This is a genomic window from Deinococcus deserti VCD115, assembly GCF_000020685.1.
Classification (GTDB): domain Bacteria; phylum Deinococcota; class Deinococci; order Deinococcales; family Deinococcaceae; genus Deinococcus; species Deinococcus deserti.
In genome coordinates, this window is record NC_012526.1 from 1,236,006 (window position 1) to 1,250,656 (window position 14,651).

The 14,651-nt window shown below is 63.5% G+C and carries 15 protein-coding genes and 1 pseudogene; 6 read left to right on the forward strand and 10 right to left on the reverse strand.

What is annotated here, in order from left to right:
* Positions 1-21 precede the first annotated feature (21 nt).
* Both DEIDE_RS05860 and DEIDE_RS05865 read right to left on the reverse strand, forming a co-directional pair.
* The gene (locus tag DEIDE_RS05860; protein WP_012693032.1) at positions 22-2,115 is read right to left on the reverse strand and encodes a beta-N-acetylhexosaminidase; all 2,094 of its coding nucleotides are present in this window, start codon (positions 2,113-2,115) and stop codon (positions 22-24) included.
* 129 nt (positions 2,116-2,244) lie between these two features.
* Positions 2,245-3,474, reverse strand: a complete 1,230-nt coding sequence (locus DEIDE_RS05865; RefSeq protein ID WP_012693033.1) for an ABC transporter substrate-binding protein — start codon at positions 3,472-3,474, stop codon at positions 2,245-2,247.
* 219 nt (positions 3,475-3,693) lie between these two features.
* Between DEIDE_RS05865 and DEIDE_RS05870 the strand changes: the two genes are divergently transcribed.
* On the forward strand, positions 3,694-5,160 hold the full coding sequence (locus DEIDE_RS05870; RefSeq protein ID WP_242402964.1) for a glycoside hydrolase family 3 protein: 1,467 nt from the start codon (positions 3,694-3,696) through the stop codon (positions 5,158-5,160).
* A gap of 65 nt (positions 5,161-5,225) precedes the next feature.
* Here the strand turns inward: DEIDE_RS05870 and DEIDE_RS05875 are convergent, their stop codons facing one another.
* From DEIDE_RS05875 to DEIDE_RS19485, 6 genes and pseudogenes are all read right to left on the reverse strand, one after another.
* On the reverse strand, positions 5,226-6,086 hold the full coding sequence (locus DEIDE_RS05875) for a DegV family protein (RefSeq protein ID WP_012693035.1): 861 nt from the start codon (positions 6,084-6,086) through the stop codon (positions 5,226-5,228).
* Positions 6,083-6,970: an NAD(P)-dependent oxidoreductase gene (locus DEIDE_RS05880; protein ID WP_012693036.1), complete on the reverse strand. Its 888-nt coding sequence runs from the start codon at positions 6,968-6,970 to the stop codon at positions 6,083-6,085. Before DEIDE_RS05880 ends, DEIDE_RS05875 begins: the two co-directional genes overlap by 4 nt.
* Before the next feature lie 54 nt (positions 6,971-7,024).
* Complete coding sequence (locus tag DEIDE_RS05885) at positions 7,025-7,576, reverse strand: hypothetical protein (RefSeq protein WP_012693037.1); 552 nt, start codon at positions 7,574-7,576, stop codon at positions 7,025-7,027.
* A gap of 17 nt (positions 7,577-7,593) precedes the next feature.
* Positions 7,594-8,532 (reverse strand): prohibitin family protein, encoded by a 939-nt coding sequence (locus DEIDE_RS05890; RefSeq protein WP_012693038.1) that lies wholly within the window; start codon positions 8,530-8,532, stop codon positions 7,594-7,596.
* A gap of 38 nt (positions 8,533-8,570) precedes the next feature.
* On the reverse strand, positions 8,571-8,864 hold the full coding sequence (locus tag DEIDE_RS05895) for a YchJ family protein (RefSeq protein ID WP_275040574.1): 294 nt from the start codon (positions 8,862-8,864) through the stop codon (positions 8,571-8,573).
* 12 nt (positions 8,865-8,876) lie between these two features.
* A pseudogene (locus tag DEIDE_RS19485) lies at positions 8,877-8,951 on the reverse strand (SEC-C metal-binding domain-containing protein); the annotation flags it as partial.
* Positions 8,952-9,028: 77 nt separating this feature from the next.
* On the opposite strand from DEIDE_RS19485, the gene DEIDE_RS05900 reads away from it, so the two are divergent.
* Together DEIDE_RS05900 and DEIDE_RS05905 are read left to right on the forward strand one after the other, a co-directional pair.
* The gene (locus DEIDE_RS05900) at positions 9,029-9,841 is read left to right on the forward strand and encodes a TrmH family RNA methyltransferase (RefSeq protein ID WP_012693040.1); all 813 of its coding nucleotides are present in this window, start codon (positions 9,029-9,031) and stop codon (positions 9,839-9,841) included.
* Positions 9,838-11,010: a hypothetical protein gene (locus tag DEIDE_RS05905; RefSeq protein ID WP_012693041.1), complete on the forward strand. Its 1,173-nt coding sequence runs from the start codon at positions 9,838-9,840 to the stop codon at positions 11,008-11,010. The genes DEIDE_RS05900 and DEIDE_RS05905 overlap by 4 nt, the downstream gene beginning before the upstream one ends.
* On the opposite strand, the gene DEIDE_RS05910 is transcribed toward DEIDE_RS05905, so the two are convergent.
* Positions 11,011-11,499, reverse strand: a complete 489-nt coding sequence (locus tag DEIDE_RS05910) for a response regulator (protein ID WP_012693042.1) — start codon at positions 11,497-11,499, stop codon at positions 11,011-11,013.
* Between the two features lie 213 nt (positions 11,500-11,712).
* On the opposite strand from DEIDE_RS05910, the gene DEIDE_RS05915 reads away from it, so the two are divergent.
* The 3 genes from DEIDE_RS05915 (at position 11,713) to DEIDE_RS05925 (ending at position 13,469) form a co-directional block, all read left to right on the forward strand.
* A complete protein-coding gene (locus DEIDE_RS05915) occupies positions 11,713-12,135 on the forward strand; it encodes a hypothetical protein (protein WP_012693043.1) in 423 nt (140 codons plus the stop codon).
* Positions 12,136-12,243: 108 nt separating this feature from the next.
* On the forward strand, positions 12,244-12,555 hold the full coding sequence (locus tag DEIDE_RS05920; RefSeq protein WP_041227134.1) for a GNAT family N-acetyltransferase: 312 nt from the start codon (positions 12,244-12,246) through the stop codon (positions 12,553-12,555).
* A gap of 65 nt (positions 12,556-12,620) precedes the next feature.
* The gene (locus tag DEIDE_RS05925; protein WP_012693045.1) at positions 12,621-13,469 is read left to right on the forward strand and encodes an MBL fold metallo-hydrolase; all 849 of its coding nucleotides are present in this window, start codon (positions 12,621-12,623) and stop codon (positions 13,467-13,469) included.
* Positions 13,470-13,540: 71 nt separating this feature from the next.
* Here DEIDE_RS05925 and argC read toward each other — a convergent pair whose 3' ends face one another.
* Complete coding sequence (argC, locus tag DEIDE_RS05930) at positions 13,541-14,584, reverse strand: N-acetyl-gamma-glutamyl-phosphate reductase (protein ID WP_012693046.1); 1,044 nt, start codon at positions 14,582-14,584, stop codon at positions 13,541-13,543.
* Positions 14,585-14,651: the final 67 nt, after the last annotated feature.

Here is a 14,651-nt window from a genome sequence, read left to right on the forward strand (position 1 = left end):
AACCGGTCTGGACCCCTTGGATCACCGGCTTCCAATCAGGGTGAGTCCGAGCAGCGTCGGGTTGGCACCTTTGCCGGCACTGATCAGCGTGACGCTTTGAATCGTGAGGTCCGGTTTGGGATTGGGCCATTCCAGAAGCGTGACGTTGACATCCAGCCCATTCTGGGTCTGTCCGCTCCAGGCTGGGGCAGTAATCATGCTGCTGGGCAGGGTATCGGTCCACGCCCGCAGATGCCGGCCATACTCCAGAGGCACGCTTTGCGTGGTGCCGTCGGTGTACTTGATCTCGTACCTGCCAATAGGTTCCCGGTTGGTCGGCGCGGGCCAGCCGGTCGTGTGCAGGAACACCAGCGCGTCGGCCTTGCGCCCCAGTTCAGCTGTGACCTTTTCAGGCAGTTGCCTGGCTGCGGCGCGGTCCCCCCGCAGCATCACAGCCCCACTGACGTCGAAACGGTAGCCGCCCAGCATCACGTTGCCGGTGGGGAGGCGGCTCAGGTCTGTTTCCGCGCCCTTCCCGATCCAGCCCTTGCCGTCTGCGTCGGTCAGCTTGCGCGTCACCAGCGGGCTCAGATTCACTAGTGCGCCCGGCGCCTGGCCAAAGCGCTGCGGCTGATAGAGGGCCCGGTAGGCCGATACAGGATCCTTCAGCGGGGCTGCTGCCGGGTTCCAGAAACTCGCACCCGCGCGGACCAGAGCCACGCCCTGCTCGGCCATGCCGTCCCACACACTGGGATTGCCGAAGTACCCTGACCAGCGCGTCTGGATCATGCCCGCAGCGCCGGATCTGGCGGCGGCCCGGGCCATGTCCTCGGGGTTGCTCTCCTCGTACCAGGACGCGCCCAGGACCGGGAAGCCCAGTGCCTTGATCCGGTCCAGCATGCCGGTGTTGGCATCGGCGGTGTAATTCCAGTAGGCAACCTGAATGTCCTTGGGCAGCCTGGCCGGCAGGGTCGCAATGACGCTGTCACTGAACGCTGCGTCGTGCCACATCATGGTGCCTACCCCTCGGGCTTTCAGAAATCCGTGAATCTTGACCGTATCGTCGACGAACAGTTTCTCGAAGCCGGCAGCCTTGCCGTTGGCGCGCGCCGGGAAACGGTCACGGTTACGGACCTCGTCGTGACCGATGTGAATGACCTTGGGCCCAAAGACCTCGATCATTTCGCTCAGGACCGGAAAGACGACCCGGTCGTAGGTTTGCGGATTGAGTGTGTCATAGGCGTAGGGCTGCTGCGAATCCGGGTCCTGCACCAGGTCCCTGTTGCGTCCGCCGTGGAACATCCAGCCGGCATGTCCCAGGGTTTCCAGCAGGGGAATGACTTCCAGGCCGTGTTCCCGCGCCAGCCGGGCCACCCGCGCAGCCTCAGCCTTGGTGGCGCCGCCCGGATGTGCCCAGCCGCCGGCCTTAGCGGCGTCCCACTGCACGTAATTGCTCATGACCAGGACGGTATTGAACTTCAGCCGTGCCAGAAGCGGAATCAGGCGGTCATTGACCGGCTGGCTGGTGGAATCCAGATACAGCATGGCCACCCGCTGTTTCAGAGCCGGGGCGTCCTGAATCCGGGCGTAGCGAAGACCTTGAGGAGTAAGCAGACCAGCCAGAGTCTGCGCGCCGTAGTACGCCCCCTGAGCATCGGCTCCCACCACATAGGCGCCGCTGGCGTCGACCCACAGGGCGTAGCCTTCGGGAGCCTCGGTATACAGACCTGCCGCCCGGGCCTTTGCTGCCAGCGCAGCGTCCGCCCGGGTCCCGATCACGATGGGAGTCCTGCCGGCTTCTGCCAGGCCTGTGCCCAGCAGGGATTGCCACGTCGCGCGCAGGTCACGGGCTGCCCAGCCCAGTTGCGGCGCACTTCCCGAAATCTGGAGTCCCAGCCCGGAGAGGGCCAGGGTACCGGCTGGAAATTCGGCCTTCTGCGGGGTTGGAATCAGACTGGGATGTGCGGAAATGGTACGCGCGTCGGAAACCTGCGTCACGCTGAGCTGCGCTCCAGTGGCGGAACTGAGCAGAACGGAGCCCAGCAGACAGGCGCCCAGCAGCCTCAGGTGGGGGCCCCGGACATGGGACGACGGAGAACGCACGGCGGTGGGGACACGGCGGGAAGGAATGCGCATGGTTCAGAGCTCCTTTCGGGCAAGAGGCGCGGGGAACTGACATTGGACTGGACGAAGTATGCCCATCACTCATGAAAAAGACGAGGGGAATGGCGCACAAGCCACTCCCCCTGAACCCTGGCGCCTGGTTTACAGGCTGGCGTTCCAGGCTTTCACGATGTCGTCCAGGGCCGCCTTGACTGTCTTCTGCCCGGCCATGGCAGACTCGATGTTGTCCTTGAAGACCTTGTTGAGCTTGCTGGCATCCGGATAGACCAGAGTCAGGTCCCGGGCCTTTTTCAGTTCTGTACTGGACACCAGTTTGCCCTGCTCTACAGCGCCCGACCCACCCTGCTTGAAGAACTTGTCCGTGCTGGCCTTGACGGTGGACGGGAAGGTGGTCTTGGTGACCTTGGAGAAGGCCAGCTGGTTGGTGTCGTTGGTCAGGAACAGGGCCAGCTTCTGGGCCAGGGCCTTGTCCTTGACGCCCTTGGGCACGGTAAAGCCCATCAGCGGTGTGTGAATCACGTTGCCGGCGATGTTGATGGGGTAGGGCGCCACGCGGGTGACGTCATAGATGGCCTTGTTGTCGTTCTGTACCCGCAGGATGAACTGCGGCCCGGTGATCAGCATGGCCAGCTTGCCAGCCGAATACAGCTCGGTGGCTGCCGTGAAACCGCGGCGCATGGTGTCTTCGGGAATGTAGCCCTTGCGGTACAGGTCCACGTAACTCTGGACCAGCTTGATGTGCTCGGGGCTGTTGAATACGGCTTTGCCGCCGGACTTGTCCAGCACCGGCAGTCCGGCTTCCTGGAACAGATACAGCATGTTGATGCCGTTGATATTGGGCATGAAGCCGTACAGGCCCGTCTTGTCCTTGATCTGCTTGGCCGCCGACATCAGCGTCTGGATGGTGCGTGGGGGATTGGCCGGGTCCAGCCCAGCCTTGCGGAAGATGTCCGCGTTGTACGCCACGACCTTGGGAGCCCAGTACCAGGGCACGCCCATAATTTTGTCCTCGTAGGTGAAGGTCTCCAGCGGCGACGCAAAATACAGCTTTTTCTGGGCAGCCGTGAGGCTCAGCGGTTCGAGCGCCCCCTGCTGCACCAGTTTGACGGTCATGTCCGACGACAGGTTGACCGCTGCCGGAGGCCTCCCGGAGGCCACAGCCGCCAGCAGTTTCTGCTCCATGGCATTGGCGGGGACATCCACCCACTTGAGCTCGACATTGGGGTTTTCCTTCTCGAACTGCTGTACCAAGCGGTTCATTTCGTCGTTGAACAACGGAGCCAGACTGATGGTCCAGAACTCGAGCTGCGTCTTCTGGGCACCGGCGGTACCCACGGCAAGCAGGGCGGCGGTCAGGGCAAGTGTTTTCATGCAGGCTCCTTGGTGAACATCGGCCTGTTCAGGTCAGGCCACAGGGAAACTCTGGCAGCGCACGGATGGCAGCCGGATAAAGACGGAATAAGCGAGCTGCACAGACTGTAACGTCTGAGTCAGGCAGGTGTCTGAGAATATGAGCCACGTTCTCACCTCCAATCCTCCCTGCGGGTCAGGAACGCTGGTGAAAGGCACAATGCGTTTACGCTGTTGGACGTGACTCAAGCTGACCTGCTGCCTGGCGCCCTGGCGATGGTAGATATTCCCGGGCCCACCCTGGACCCTGACACAGCTGATTTTCTGCGCCGGTATGGGGTACGGAGCGTCTGCCTGTTCGGCAAGAATGTGCGCAACGAGTTCCAGTTACGGGCCTTGTGCCGTGACCTGAGAGACCTGATGGGCGACGGCGCCCTGATTGCCCTGGACCATGAGGGAGGCGCCATTCTTCGCCCGGATTTCTGGCCGTTTGCGCCCTCGGCCATGGCGCTGGGAGCCGCAGACGACCGGCAGCTGACCCGGGACGTCAACGCCGCGCTGGCACGGCAGCTGCGCAGTGTCGGAATCAACTGGAATTTCGCGCCGGTACTGGATGTCAATCTCAACCCTGGGAATCCGGTAATCGGGGAGAGGGCCTACGGTGCGGACCCGGCGCTGGTGGCCCGACATGGCCGCGCTGCCCTGGAGGGACACGCCGCCGAGCGCATTGCGGCGTGTGTCAAGCACTTTCCGGGTCACGGCGATACTCATCTGGACAGCCATCTGGCCCTGCCCACCGTACGCAAGACCCGCGTGGAACTCGAACAGGGCGAACTAGCTCCCTTCAGGGCCCTGCTCGGCGTGTCGCCAGCTGTCATGACTGCGCACATCGTGTATCCGGAACTCGATCCCCGGCACCCCGCCACCCTGAGCCGCGTGGTGCTGCATGATCTGCTGCGCCGCGACTGGGGATACCAGGGCGTCATCGTGACAGACAGCATGGGCATGCAGGCCATCGACGCCAACTATGGCCGTGGTGAGGCGGCGGTGCTGGCGCTTCAGGCTGGTGCCGATCTGGTGATGGCACTGGGACGCCGTGAGGTGCAGGAGGCGACGTTGCAGGCTATCGCGGCCGCTATGAAAACCGTTCTTGACGGCGGTGAGATGCAGGCCAGCCTGAACCGTCTGCGTTCCCTCGCACTTCAGTATCCGGCTCAGGCCGATGAAACATTGAATCCTGCGGCTGATGCGGGCTTTTTTGGAGAAGCCTGGGCGCAGGGGTTGACGACCTGGGGCGAGCCTGTGCCGCCAGCCCCAGACTCACGGGTTGTGCTGATTGCCCACCGGAGTCCGGAGCGGGAAACGGTCAGCGAGGCCGCAGCGGACGCCGAGACCCTGGCACGCGAACTGGGAGCGGTGTATGAGGTGGAGCTTGTTCCATTCCAGACGCCCGATGAGCTGGACTGGACCGCCCTGAGAGCGCGGGGCCTTCCCTTGATTCTGGCCACGACAGGACGTCACCGCCACGCTGCGCTGCAAGGTGCCCGGCCGGACCTCCACCTGGCCCTCTATAACCCCTACGCCATCCTGGACGTGGATGCGCCGGCTGTCGTGTCGTACGGTTTCCGTCCAGAGGCACGCGCTTCTGTGCTCAGGTGGCTCCGCGGAGAGTTGCCGGCAGCCGGTCGTCTCCCTTTTCAGGCATGAACCCAAAACGAGCGCACCGGGTCAGCCTGACCCAGTGCGCTCTTATTCGTGCTTATTCGTGATTCTCAGCGTTCCCAGGGCCACGCCCCGGCTGCAGCCGCAATTCCCAGGGCGCGCGGCCCGGTGTGGATGTTGAGCACCGGATTAACCGGGGCAAAGTCAGACCAGACAATCGGGTGCCGGCCGCGCAGAATCTCAAGGGCGGTGTCCGCGTCTTCGCGCACACTGCCATACAGCAGGCCCAGGCGCAGGGGGGTGCCTTCCCCGTACTTCTGAGTGACCTGGGTGGCCACCGCTTCTATGGCGCTGCGGTAGGTGCGGGCCCGGCCGACATTGGTGTACTGGCCGGTGCTCTTGTCGACCGTGATCACCGGCTTCAGGTTAAGCAGCCCTCCCAGTGTGGCCTGTACCCGGCCTATCCGCCCGCCCCGGCGCAGATATTCCAGTGTCTCGATAGTGAAGTACAGTTCTGTTTCCTGGTGAACTCTCTGCATCCAGTCCAGCGCGACTTCTACACTTTCACCGCGCTGGACTGCGGTGCTGGCGGCATGCACCTGAAAAGCCTGAGCAGCGCTCAGGGTACCGCTGTCATGGATGTGCCAGGTCAGGTCGGGATTCAGGCTTCGCGCCTGCTCCGCAGCATTCCGGCTGCCACTCAGCCCGGCACTGATGGTCACGGCCAGGATCTGTGCGGCTCCACTTTCCTGAGCGGCCGTCACCCAGTCCTGCGGCGTGGGCTGACTGCTGGTGGGGTGCTCAGGATCGGTCCGCAACTTCTCGTACAGTTCCTCCCGTGTAATTTCGTTCATGCGGTAGGTCGTCGAGCCGAAGTTCAAGGCGAACGGCGCGACCGGAACAGAGTTGAGCAGGCTGGGAAACGCGTCGAGGCCGCCATCGGTGATGATGCTGAACGGGGAAGTGGTCATGTGATCTCCTGTGCGTTCATACGCTCAATGAGTTTCAGAGCCGCCGAGTGGTCCTCATGTTCCCCAATAATCTGTGCTGCTGCCCGGTACAGGCCGAGGGTCTGTGCCAGCACCGGGGCGCTGCCCTTGACGCTTTCGACCACATCCAGGGCAATTCCGGCGTCCTTGGCCAGCAACCCCAGCGCAAAGGTCACCGGAAATTCGCGGGTCAGCACGCGCTGTCCGATCAGATTCTCACTGGCGTTGCTGCGCCCACTGCTGGCATTGATCACTTCCAGCGCCGCGCCGATATCGACGCCGTGCTTGCCCAGGACAGCCAGCCCCTCGCCCGCGGCCCACAGGTTGACGGCCAGCAGGACGTTGTTGATCGCCTTGACGGCGAAACCTGCACCCGTATCCCCCACGTGCACGACCTTGCCGGCAAACGCCAGATGCGGGCGCACGGCGTCGACTTCGGCAACCGGGCCGCCCACCATGACCGTCAGCGTCCCGGCCTGGGCGCCATTGGTCCCGCCGCTGACGGGAGCGTCCAGAAAGGTCACGCCATGGGCAGACAGAACTTCGCGCTGTCGCCGCGCTGAATCCGGATGTCCGCTGGTACAGTCCACCCACACGGTACCTGGACGGAGCCGGGAGCCCAGCTGGCGGATGACCTCATCCACCTCGGCGCTGGTGGGCAGGCAGCTGAACAGCACATCGGCCTGAGCACAGTCCTGAAGGTCAACGGCTGTGCTCGCGTGCTGCGCCGCGTGGGCCCGGGCGCGCTCTGGAGTACGGTTCCAGACCAGCGCGTGGCCCCCGGTGTCCTGGGCCAGCCGCGCGAGATGCGCGGCCATCGGGAAGCCCATTGCCCCAAGCCCGATGAATGCAGAGGTGGTCGTCATGATGAGTCCAGGCTAGTTCAGCCGGCCAGGGGCCGTGATAAATCTGAACCGGGTTTAATCTTGAGACGCGCGGCTGCCTGTGGCCGGCAGCCGGAGTTCATGGCCCGCCTCTCCAAAGCGTTCCCGCAGAAAGCGGCCCTGGGCCAGCAGGCGGTCGGCCGCCGCATGGTCGTGGCGCAGGGCCTCCCGGACACCGTCTTCCATCAGGGCCAGCTGCTCTTCAAGCAGCTGTTCGGGAGGCTGACCCTGGGCGTCCAGGGCTGACCGGGCGCCGTCGGTCAGGGCCTGATAGGCCTGCAGGGTATCGGGCAGATACGCCTGACGCGTCTGGGCCAGCAGATAGCCAGTCCGGGCATCAGCTCCAGTATTGGTGAGCCGCTGAGCATCCGAAATGACGCACAGCAGGCCCCAGGCGCGGCTGCGGGCTGGCTCAGGCAGGTCCAGGATCAACGCCTCCACGCCCGTGGATGATGCGGCAGCGAGCGCCTCGGGACGCGGCGGTCTGGTCAGCGCTGCGGCACGCCGGTTGGACTGCGTGGTGTTGTTGACGTACGTAATCAGGGCAATCCCACTGAAAATCACGATCAGGATCAGGACGGCCGTCATGAACGGATGCTACCCCCTTAGTCGGCTGTTTTTGTGGCGGCGCTCAGGGACTTCAGGTCCAGCAGAAAATTTCCGTCTGCCGGAAGCATCACGGTGTTGATGCCCGGCGACAGCTTTTCGGCCACGGTCAGCTGAATCAGCTGTGGGTTCTCGCGCAGGGCCCGGCCACGCAGTGACAGCGCCTGTGCTTCACCCCGGGCCGTGGCTACGGCTGCCTTGGCGGCGCCCTCTGCCTCCACGACGGCGCGCTGGGCACTGATGTTGGCCTGCTGAAGCCGGTTTTTCTCGACGGCGACCTGCTGCTCGGCCGTCTGCTTCTGCTCGATGGCCTTGGCCACACTTTCCGGAATCCGCAGTTCGCGAAGCAGGACGCTGTCGAGCAGCAGATTGTTCTTCGAGAAGATCTCGGTCAGCGAGCGGGTAATGTTCGCCTCCACCTCCTGGCGCTGGGTACTGATCAGATCGGCAGCGTTGAACTGCCCGATCGCGTCACGGACCTTGCTGCGGACCTGCGGCCTGACCACTGTGACCATGTAGTTGCGGCCCAGTTCCTTGTGCATGATGGCCGCCTTGGTCCGGTCGATGCGGAAGTTAACCGTCACATCGGCTGTGATATCCAGGCCTTCCTTGCTGCGGGCCCGAATGGCTCCCTCATCTCCGTCGCTGACACCCTGCCTCAGGGTCATTTCCTGGAGCCGGCCGTCATACAGGTTGACCCGGTCCACAAACGGCACCACGAAGTGCACGCCTTCCTGCAGCGGCTGGGGCTTCACGCCGCTCAGGGCACTGAACACCACCCCCACGTAACCGGCAGGGATCACCTTGATGCCCTGTGCCAGCAGCAGGCCGGCCAGGACGACTCCTCCAACAGTAAAGGCCGTGCGGCCGGACACCTGCCTGGGCGGGTTTACTGGAGCGGAAGAGCCACGGGTCTGTGTTGTTGCGGTGTCACTCATGCCTGCTGGTACGCGCCGAATCTGCACAGAGTTTCCCTTCAGGGCTGAACGCCGTCGACGTAGACCCAGCGGCCATCCACCTGCGCAAAGGTGCTGCGTTCGCGCAGGTGGGCCCGCTCGCCCCCAGGAAGCCGCAGACTGGCGGTAAACGTCACTTCATGGTCGCTGGCACCGTGTACTTTCAGGCCCAGGTACCGGGTACCGTCGTGAAGGTCCATGCTGGTCGGGCGGGTATGCGGATGCCAGGTGTCCAGGACGAAAGCCTCGTCCCGAAGGGCATAGGCGCTGTAACGGGCACGCATGAGGGCTTCAGGCGAGGAAGGCAGCGCCACGCCGCTGTGAAAGGGGCCGCAGCAGTTTGAGTAGCTTCGCCCGGATCCGCAGGGGCAGGGTTTTAACGGAGGGTACGCCAGAGCCATGTCCGCAAGGTAGCGCCCCCGGCCGGCCGCTCGGCGGCCGGCGGACTTGCCCGCCTTCACGTCATAATGCGCGGTGCATGAGCGGCGCTGAGACCATTACCTCCCTGCAGAACCCACACGTCAAGCGGCTGGTGCGTCTGCGTAATCGCCGCGAGCGGGAAGCCCACGGTGTAATTCTGATCGAGGGGGCGCGTGAACTTGCCCGGGCGGTCCAGGGCAGCGTGCCCCCTCACACGCTGTACTGCTGCCCTGAGCTGTACAGCCCGGAGGCCAGGAGCCTGGCTGCCACGCTGCCCGGGGACCGGCTGGAGCTGTCCCGAGCCGCGTTTGAAAAGGTCAGCGGCCGTGAGAATCCCGACGGTCTTCTGGGTGTAGCCGATCTTCCTGCCCCGCGCCTGCCGGAGCCGGGCAACGACGCTGTTCTGGTGGTCCTGCACGGCCTGGAAAAGCCCGGCAACGTGGGGGCTATTCTCCGGAGTGCCGACGCTGCTGGGGCGCAGGGTGTGCTTGTCCTGGGGAGAGGCGCCGATCCTTACGGACCCAACGTGATCCGCTCCAGTCAGGGGAGCGTGTTTACCATGCCGGTGGCTGTCCTGGACGAGGGCACGGCCTTGGAGTGGCTGTCCACGCGAGGCTTTACCACCGTCGCCTGCACTCCGGATGCCCCCCGGACCTACTGGGACGCTCCCCTGACCGGGCGTGTGGCTCTGCTGCTGGGCACGGAGCACGCCGGGCTCCCCGAAAGCTGGCGCCACACGGACCACAGTGTCAGCATTCCCATGCACGAGGGCAGCGGCGCCGACAGCCTGAACGTGGCAACAGCCGCAGCACTGGTGCTGTTCGAATGTGCCCGTCAGCGTCGGGTCCAGGAGCGCGGAGCCCGTACGTGACAGCAGTTGCCCGGGACCCTTACCGCGACTGGCTGCGTGCGCGGCTGAGCCCGGAAACAGGTGTGGGGGATGCCGAACAGGTCATTGAAGAAGCCGCGCAGCGCCGGGGCTGGCCTGCCCAGCGAGTCTTGGGGCCACGGGATGTTGTGGCCCTGATGCAGGACATCTATGCCTTGGTTCGTGCCCTTTTAGGGGACCCGGCGGCAGAACGTTGGGTGGAAGCTGCCACCCTGGACCTGGCAACTTTTGCACAGTCGGTGCCTGTCCCCAGCCAGCCGGTGCGCGGTGAAATTGCACCGGTGCTGGGAGCAGGTCCCGTGCGTTGGGGCCGCCGGGCCCATGACCTGCCCCTGCTGCTGGCGCGGTCGCACGCAGAAATTGCCGGCCGGAGCCTGGAGGCTATCCGCGCCAACCCGGACCTGAGCCCTCTTGAGGACGCTGCTGAGTGGGACATGCAGGCCACCCAGGCTGAGGTCCGCCGCTGGGAGACCGAGGAAGTGCTGAGCTCGCTGCGTGCAGATCACGCCCGTGTGGAAGTGGCAGACCAGGTTGCGGTTGCCGCAGCGCAGGCAGAAGTGCTGCACCTGACTGTGCGGGAACTTGAGCAGTTAGAGGCGCAGGGCCAGCCGGTTGGTCCCAGACTGGCGCATACACGGCTGATGAGCCAGCAGACTGACGCCTTCCTGGCGTCGTTCAGTCCGCTGATCCGGCTCGACGACGCCGATAGCCCTGTGGAGGTTCCGATGATGGATCTCTCCAGCGTTCGTTACTCGTTGGGTGTTCCGCTTCATCCAGCAGTGCTGCGTGCTCGCAGTCAGCTGAACTACGCCCGGTGGCAATCGGGAGATCAGGCCACCGAAGACCCGGCGGTTCAGCAGGCCCGTGCCGCACTCGCACAGGCAGAGCATGAGGCCCAGGCCCAGCTGAATGCGACCCTGAGCGCTGCGCGTGCACATCAGCGGGCGCTTGAGGGTCTGATTCGGCAGGTCGCGCTATTGGAAAAGCGCGTTCAGTCGCTTCGTCAGACGGGACGGGACAAGCTCGGCGTGGCACGTGTGGTTCTCGAATGGCGACAGACCCGCAGCGCCGCAAGGGTGCAGGCTCACCGCCTGCAGGAAGCAGCCAGCCTGTTGGACGCGTTGATCTCCGACAATGATTCAGGACGATGATTACTGGGCAGGTGGAGGCCCTCCTGTCTCTCCAGGACCTGGAGGGCGAACGATGGTCAACATGTAGCGTCCGAGGGCTCGGATGGCCTCATAGAAGCGGTCGAATTCCACGGGTTTGACCACGTAGCTCGCAGCGTAGGCCTGATACGAACGCAGGACATCCTCTTCTGCCTGACTGGTGGTCAGCATAATCACGGGAATGGTCATCAGGTCAGGGTCCCGTTTGAGCTCCTCCAGCAGTTCCAGACCGTTCATTCGGGGCATGTTGATGTCCAGAAGAATCACATCTGGCCTGGGAATCCGGGGGCGGTCGGGGCAACACCGCAGCAGTTCGAGAGCTTCCACCCCGTCGCGTGCAATATGCAGGGTATTGGCAATGCCTGCTTCGGAAAACGCCTCGCGCGTCAGATGAATATCTGGTTCGCTGTCCTCCACGAGAAGAATCTCGATCGGGGAAGCGGAAAGTGGAGTGGGGAAGAGCGTGGTCATGACATCAGGCCTCGTGGAAAAACACAAGACAACCCGGAGCCACAAGGGAGCCGGGGTGCCGGTCATTTCCTGTTTCGAGTCTGGCGGTGCGGGCCATGAAGTGACAGACAATATCCTTAAATTTTTCGTGTCTGGCCCTTGGCTTGCCCTTGAATATCCTTCACATAAGCGCGCGAAGACAGCGGGTAGGCGGCGCCTGCTAGCCTGCTTGGCATGAATCTCCTGCAATACCTGCTGCTCGGGGGCTCCGGCTTCCGGGACGTTCGGACACTGGTGCAGGACCTGGAATGGGACGAAGCCAGCCGCACCTTTGAAGGGCTGCCCTATACCCTGGCCGACTTGATTGCACACCTGGCAGTAACCCAGCGCGCGAGTCTGGACCTTGCCTCAGGAAGAAGTGAAAGCTGGCCCGAAGATCTGCCGGTGTGGCCAGTCTCTGCCCTGGACGAGGCCCAGTTCAGGGCCCACCTTATAGAACTGGAACTGGGTCTGCTGCAGGCCCAGGCGCTGGCTCAGGACCCCTCGGAGCGGGCCCGAGAGATTCTGATCGACCTTGCGGCCCACAGCGCCTACCACTGGGGCCAGGTGGCTGTCCTCAGGCGTCTGGCCGGCACGTTGCCTGATTCAGCGCGTTAGGAACCGGGTTCTGGATGCGCCCTGCCGGCAGAAACGTCCTGGGTATTGACTTCAGAAGGGCTGAACCGGTTCCCATCTGAAAAAGTATCGACGGCTCTACCCTCGGGCATGACCTCCGATGTTCAGGTGATCCACAATGCCGAGCACAATCGCTATGAGTTACACAAGTCTGGCCAGCTGGCCGCTTTCGCCGAATACCGCCCGGCAGGAAACGCGGTTATGCTCAGCCACACTGAAACCAGGTCTGAGTTCGAAGGTCAGGGGCTGGGGTCCCGGCTCGTTCAGGAGACGCTCGATACCCTGCGTGCTGAAGGACGCCAGGTGGTCCCCATGTGTCCCTTTGTGGCCAATTACATTCGTGAACATCGTGAGTACGTGGATATGGTGCAGCCGGATCAGCGCGGAGTTTTTGGACTTTGAGCGTTACCCGAGAGGTAGCAGGGTCAGCCTGACGCCACCAAACTAACGTCTGTTAGGCTGAACGGATGTGGATTCAAAAGCGGCAGGTTGGTGAGGCCGAGGTGGTCAGCCTGACCGACGGCCAGTTCCGTCTGGATGGAGGGGCCATGTTCGGCACAGTGCCCAGGGTGCTGTGGGAAAAAGTGGCGCCCCCGGATGAGCTCAACCGGATCACCCTGCGGATTAATCCGCTGCTGATCCGGCTGGCGGGGAAGAATATCCTGGTCGAAACCGGGTTCTGGGACAGAGGCGGCGAAAAGTTCGAGGCAATGTTCGGGGTAGACCGTGACGAGACAGTCTTCCGGGGCCTGAGCGATGCCGGTCTGGCGCCTGCTGACATTGACCTGGTGATCAATACCCACCTGCATTTCGATCACGCCGGTCGCAATGTGACTGCGCTGGGCGAACCAACTTTCCCGAATGCCCGTTATGTCGTGCAGGCTCAGGAACTGCACGACGCGCTTCACCCCCATGAACGCAGCCGCGCCAGTTATATCCGCGATTACATCGAGCCGCTGCACGATGCCGGGCTGTTCGAGGTGGTGGACGGTGAGCATGAACTGCTTCCCGGCCTGAGTGTGCTGCCGTTGCCCGGCCATAACCTGGGGCAACAGGGCGTGGTGCTGCGCAGCGGAGGACAGACCCTGGTGTACACCGCCGACCTGCTGCCCACCACCATGCACAGCCCCACAGCCTGGGTCATCGGGTATGACCTGTACCCGGTCACCAACCTGGAAAACCGTCGCCGGTACTTTGCCGAGTGGCATGAGCAGAATGCCCTGATCTGTACGCCTCACGATCCACAGGTGCCGTTCGCGCGTTTCGAGCCCAACGCCAAGGGGGGCTTCCGGGTGGTGGCTGACACGCAGGCTTAAGGAAAAAGTGCAAAGAGGCGCAGCTGGACCTGACTCCGGCTGCGCCTCTTTAGTGATCTGTCTTGGGAGGTTTACGCCGGATGCAGACCAGCGAATGCCAGGCCCATGGTCTCTTCCCAGCCGTGGGCGATGTTCAGGCACTGCAAGGCGTGGCCCGCTGTGCCTTTGACCAGGTTGTCAATGGCGCTCATCAGCACGACCCGTCCGGTATCCACATCCATCTCGAAGCCGATATCGCAGTAGTTGGTGCCGTCCAGCAGCATGGGGTCCGGGTAGCGGTGGATGCCCTTGGCGACCTTCACGATGCGCACAAAGGGTTCATTGCCGTACACCTCGCGGTAGGCACTCCAGACATCGCGGTCACTGTAACCGTCGGGAATCCACGCATGTGCTGTGGTCAGAATGCCGCGCACCCGGGGCGTGCTGATGGCGGTCAGGTGCAGGGGAAAGTGCCCGGGCAACTCCTGCTGGGCTTCAGCGGTGTGACGGTGCCCAACTGGCTTGTAGACCCGCAGGCTGCCGGCACGCTCGGGATGATGGCTGCCGTCGCTGGCACTGGCGCCCGCAGCGCTTGATCCGACCAGTCCAGTAGCAATGATGTCCTTGGGCAGCAGCACGCCCAGCTTGACCAGGGGATACAGCGCCAGCACCACGCTGGTGGCAAAGCAGCCGGCGCAGGCAATCCGGGTGGCACCGCGCAGCTCCTCCCGGTGGAGTTCCGGGTTGCCGTAGACCCATTCGCCCAGTTTCTCAGGCGTGGGGTGATCCTCGCCGTAGGTGGCGCGGTAGACCTCAGGGTCCTTCAGCCGGAAATCGGCCGACAGGTCCACGATGACCCGGCCTTTGGCCTCGAATTCGGCAATGCGTTTGGCAGCCGAGTTATGCGGCAGGGCCAGCACCACGATATCGGCGTCTTCCAGGGCCGCCGCCTTGATGAACTTAAGGTTGGTGCGCCCGCGCAGATTCGGGTGAATCATGCTGACCGGCAGACCGGAGCTGCGCTCACTGGTCACCTGGGTGACCTTCAGGTTGGGGTGGCTCAGCGCCAGCCGAAGAAATTCCCCGCCGGCATAGCCGCTGCCTCCTACAATTGCCACTGTCTTGTGCTCACTCATCGCTCCATACTCTGCGCGATAAAGAGAAGCCGCGACGTAACCTACCTGTCACTTGTCCAGAGGCAGG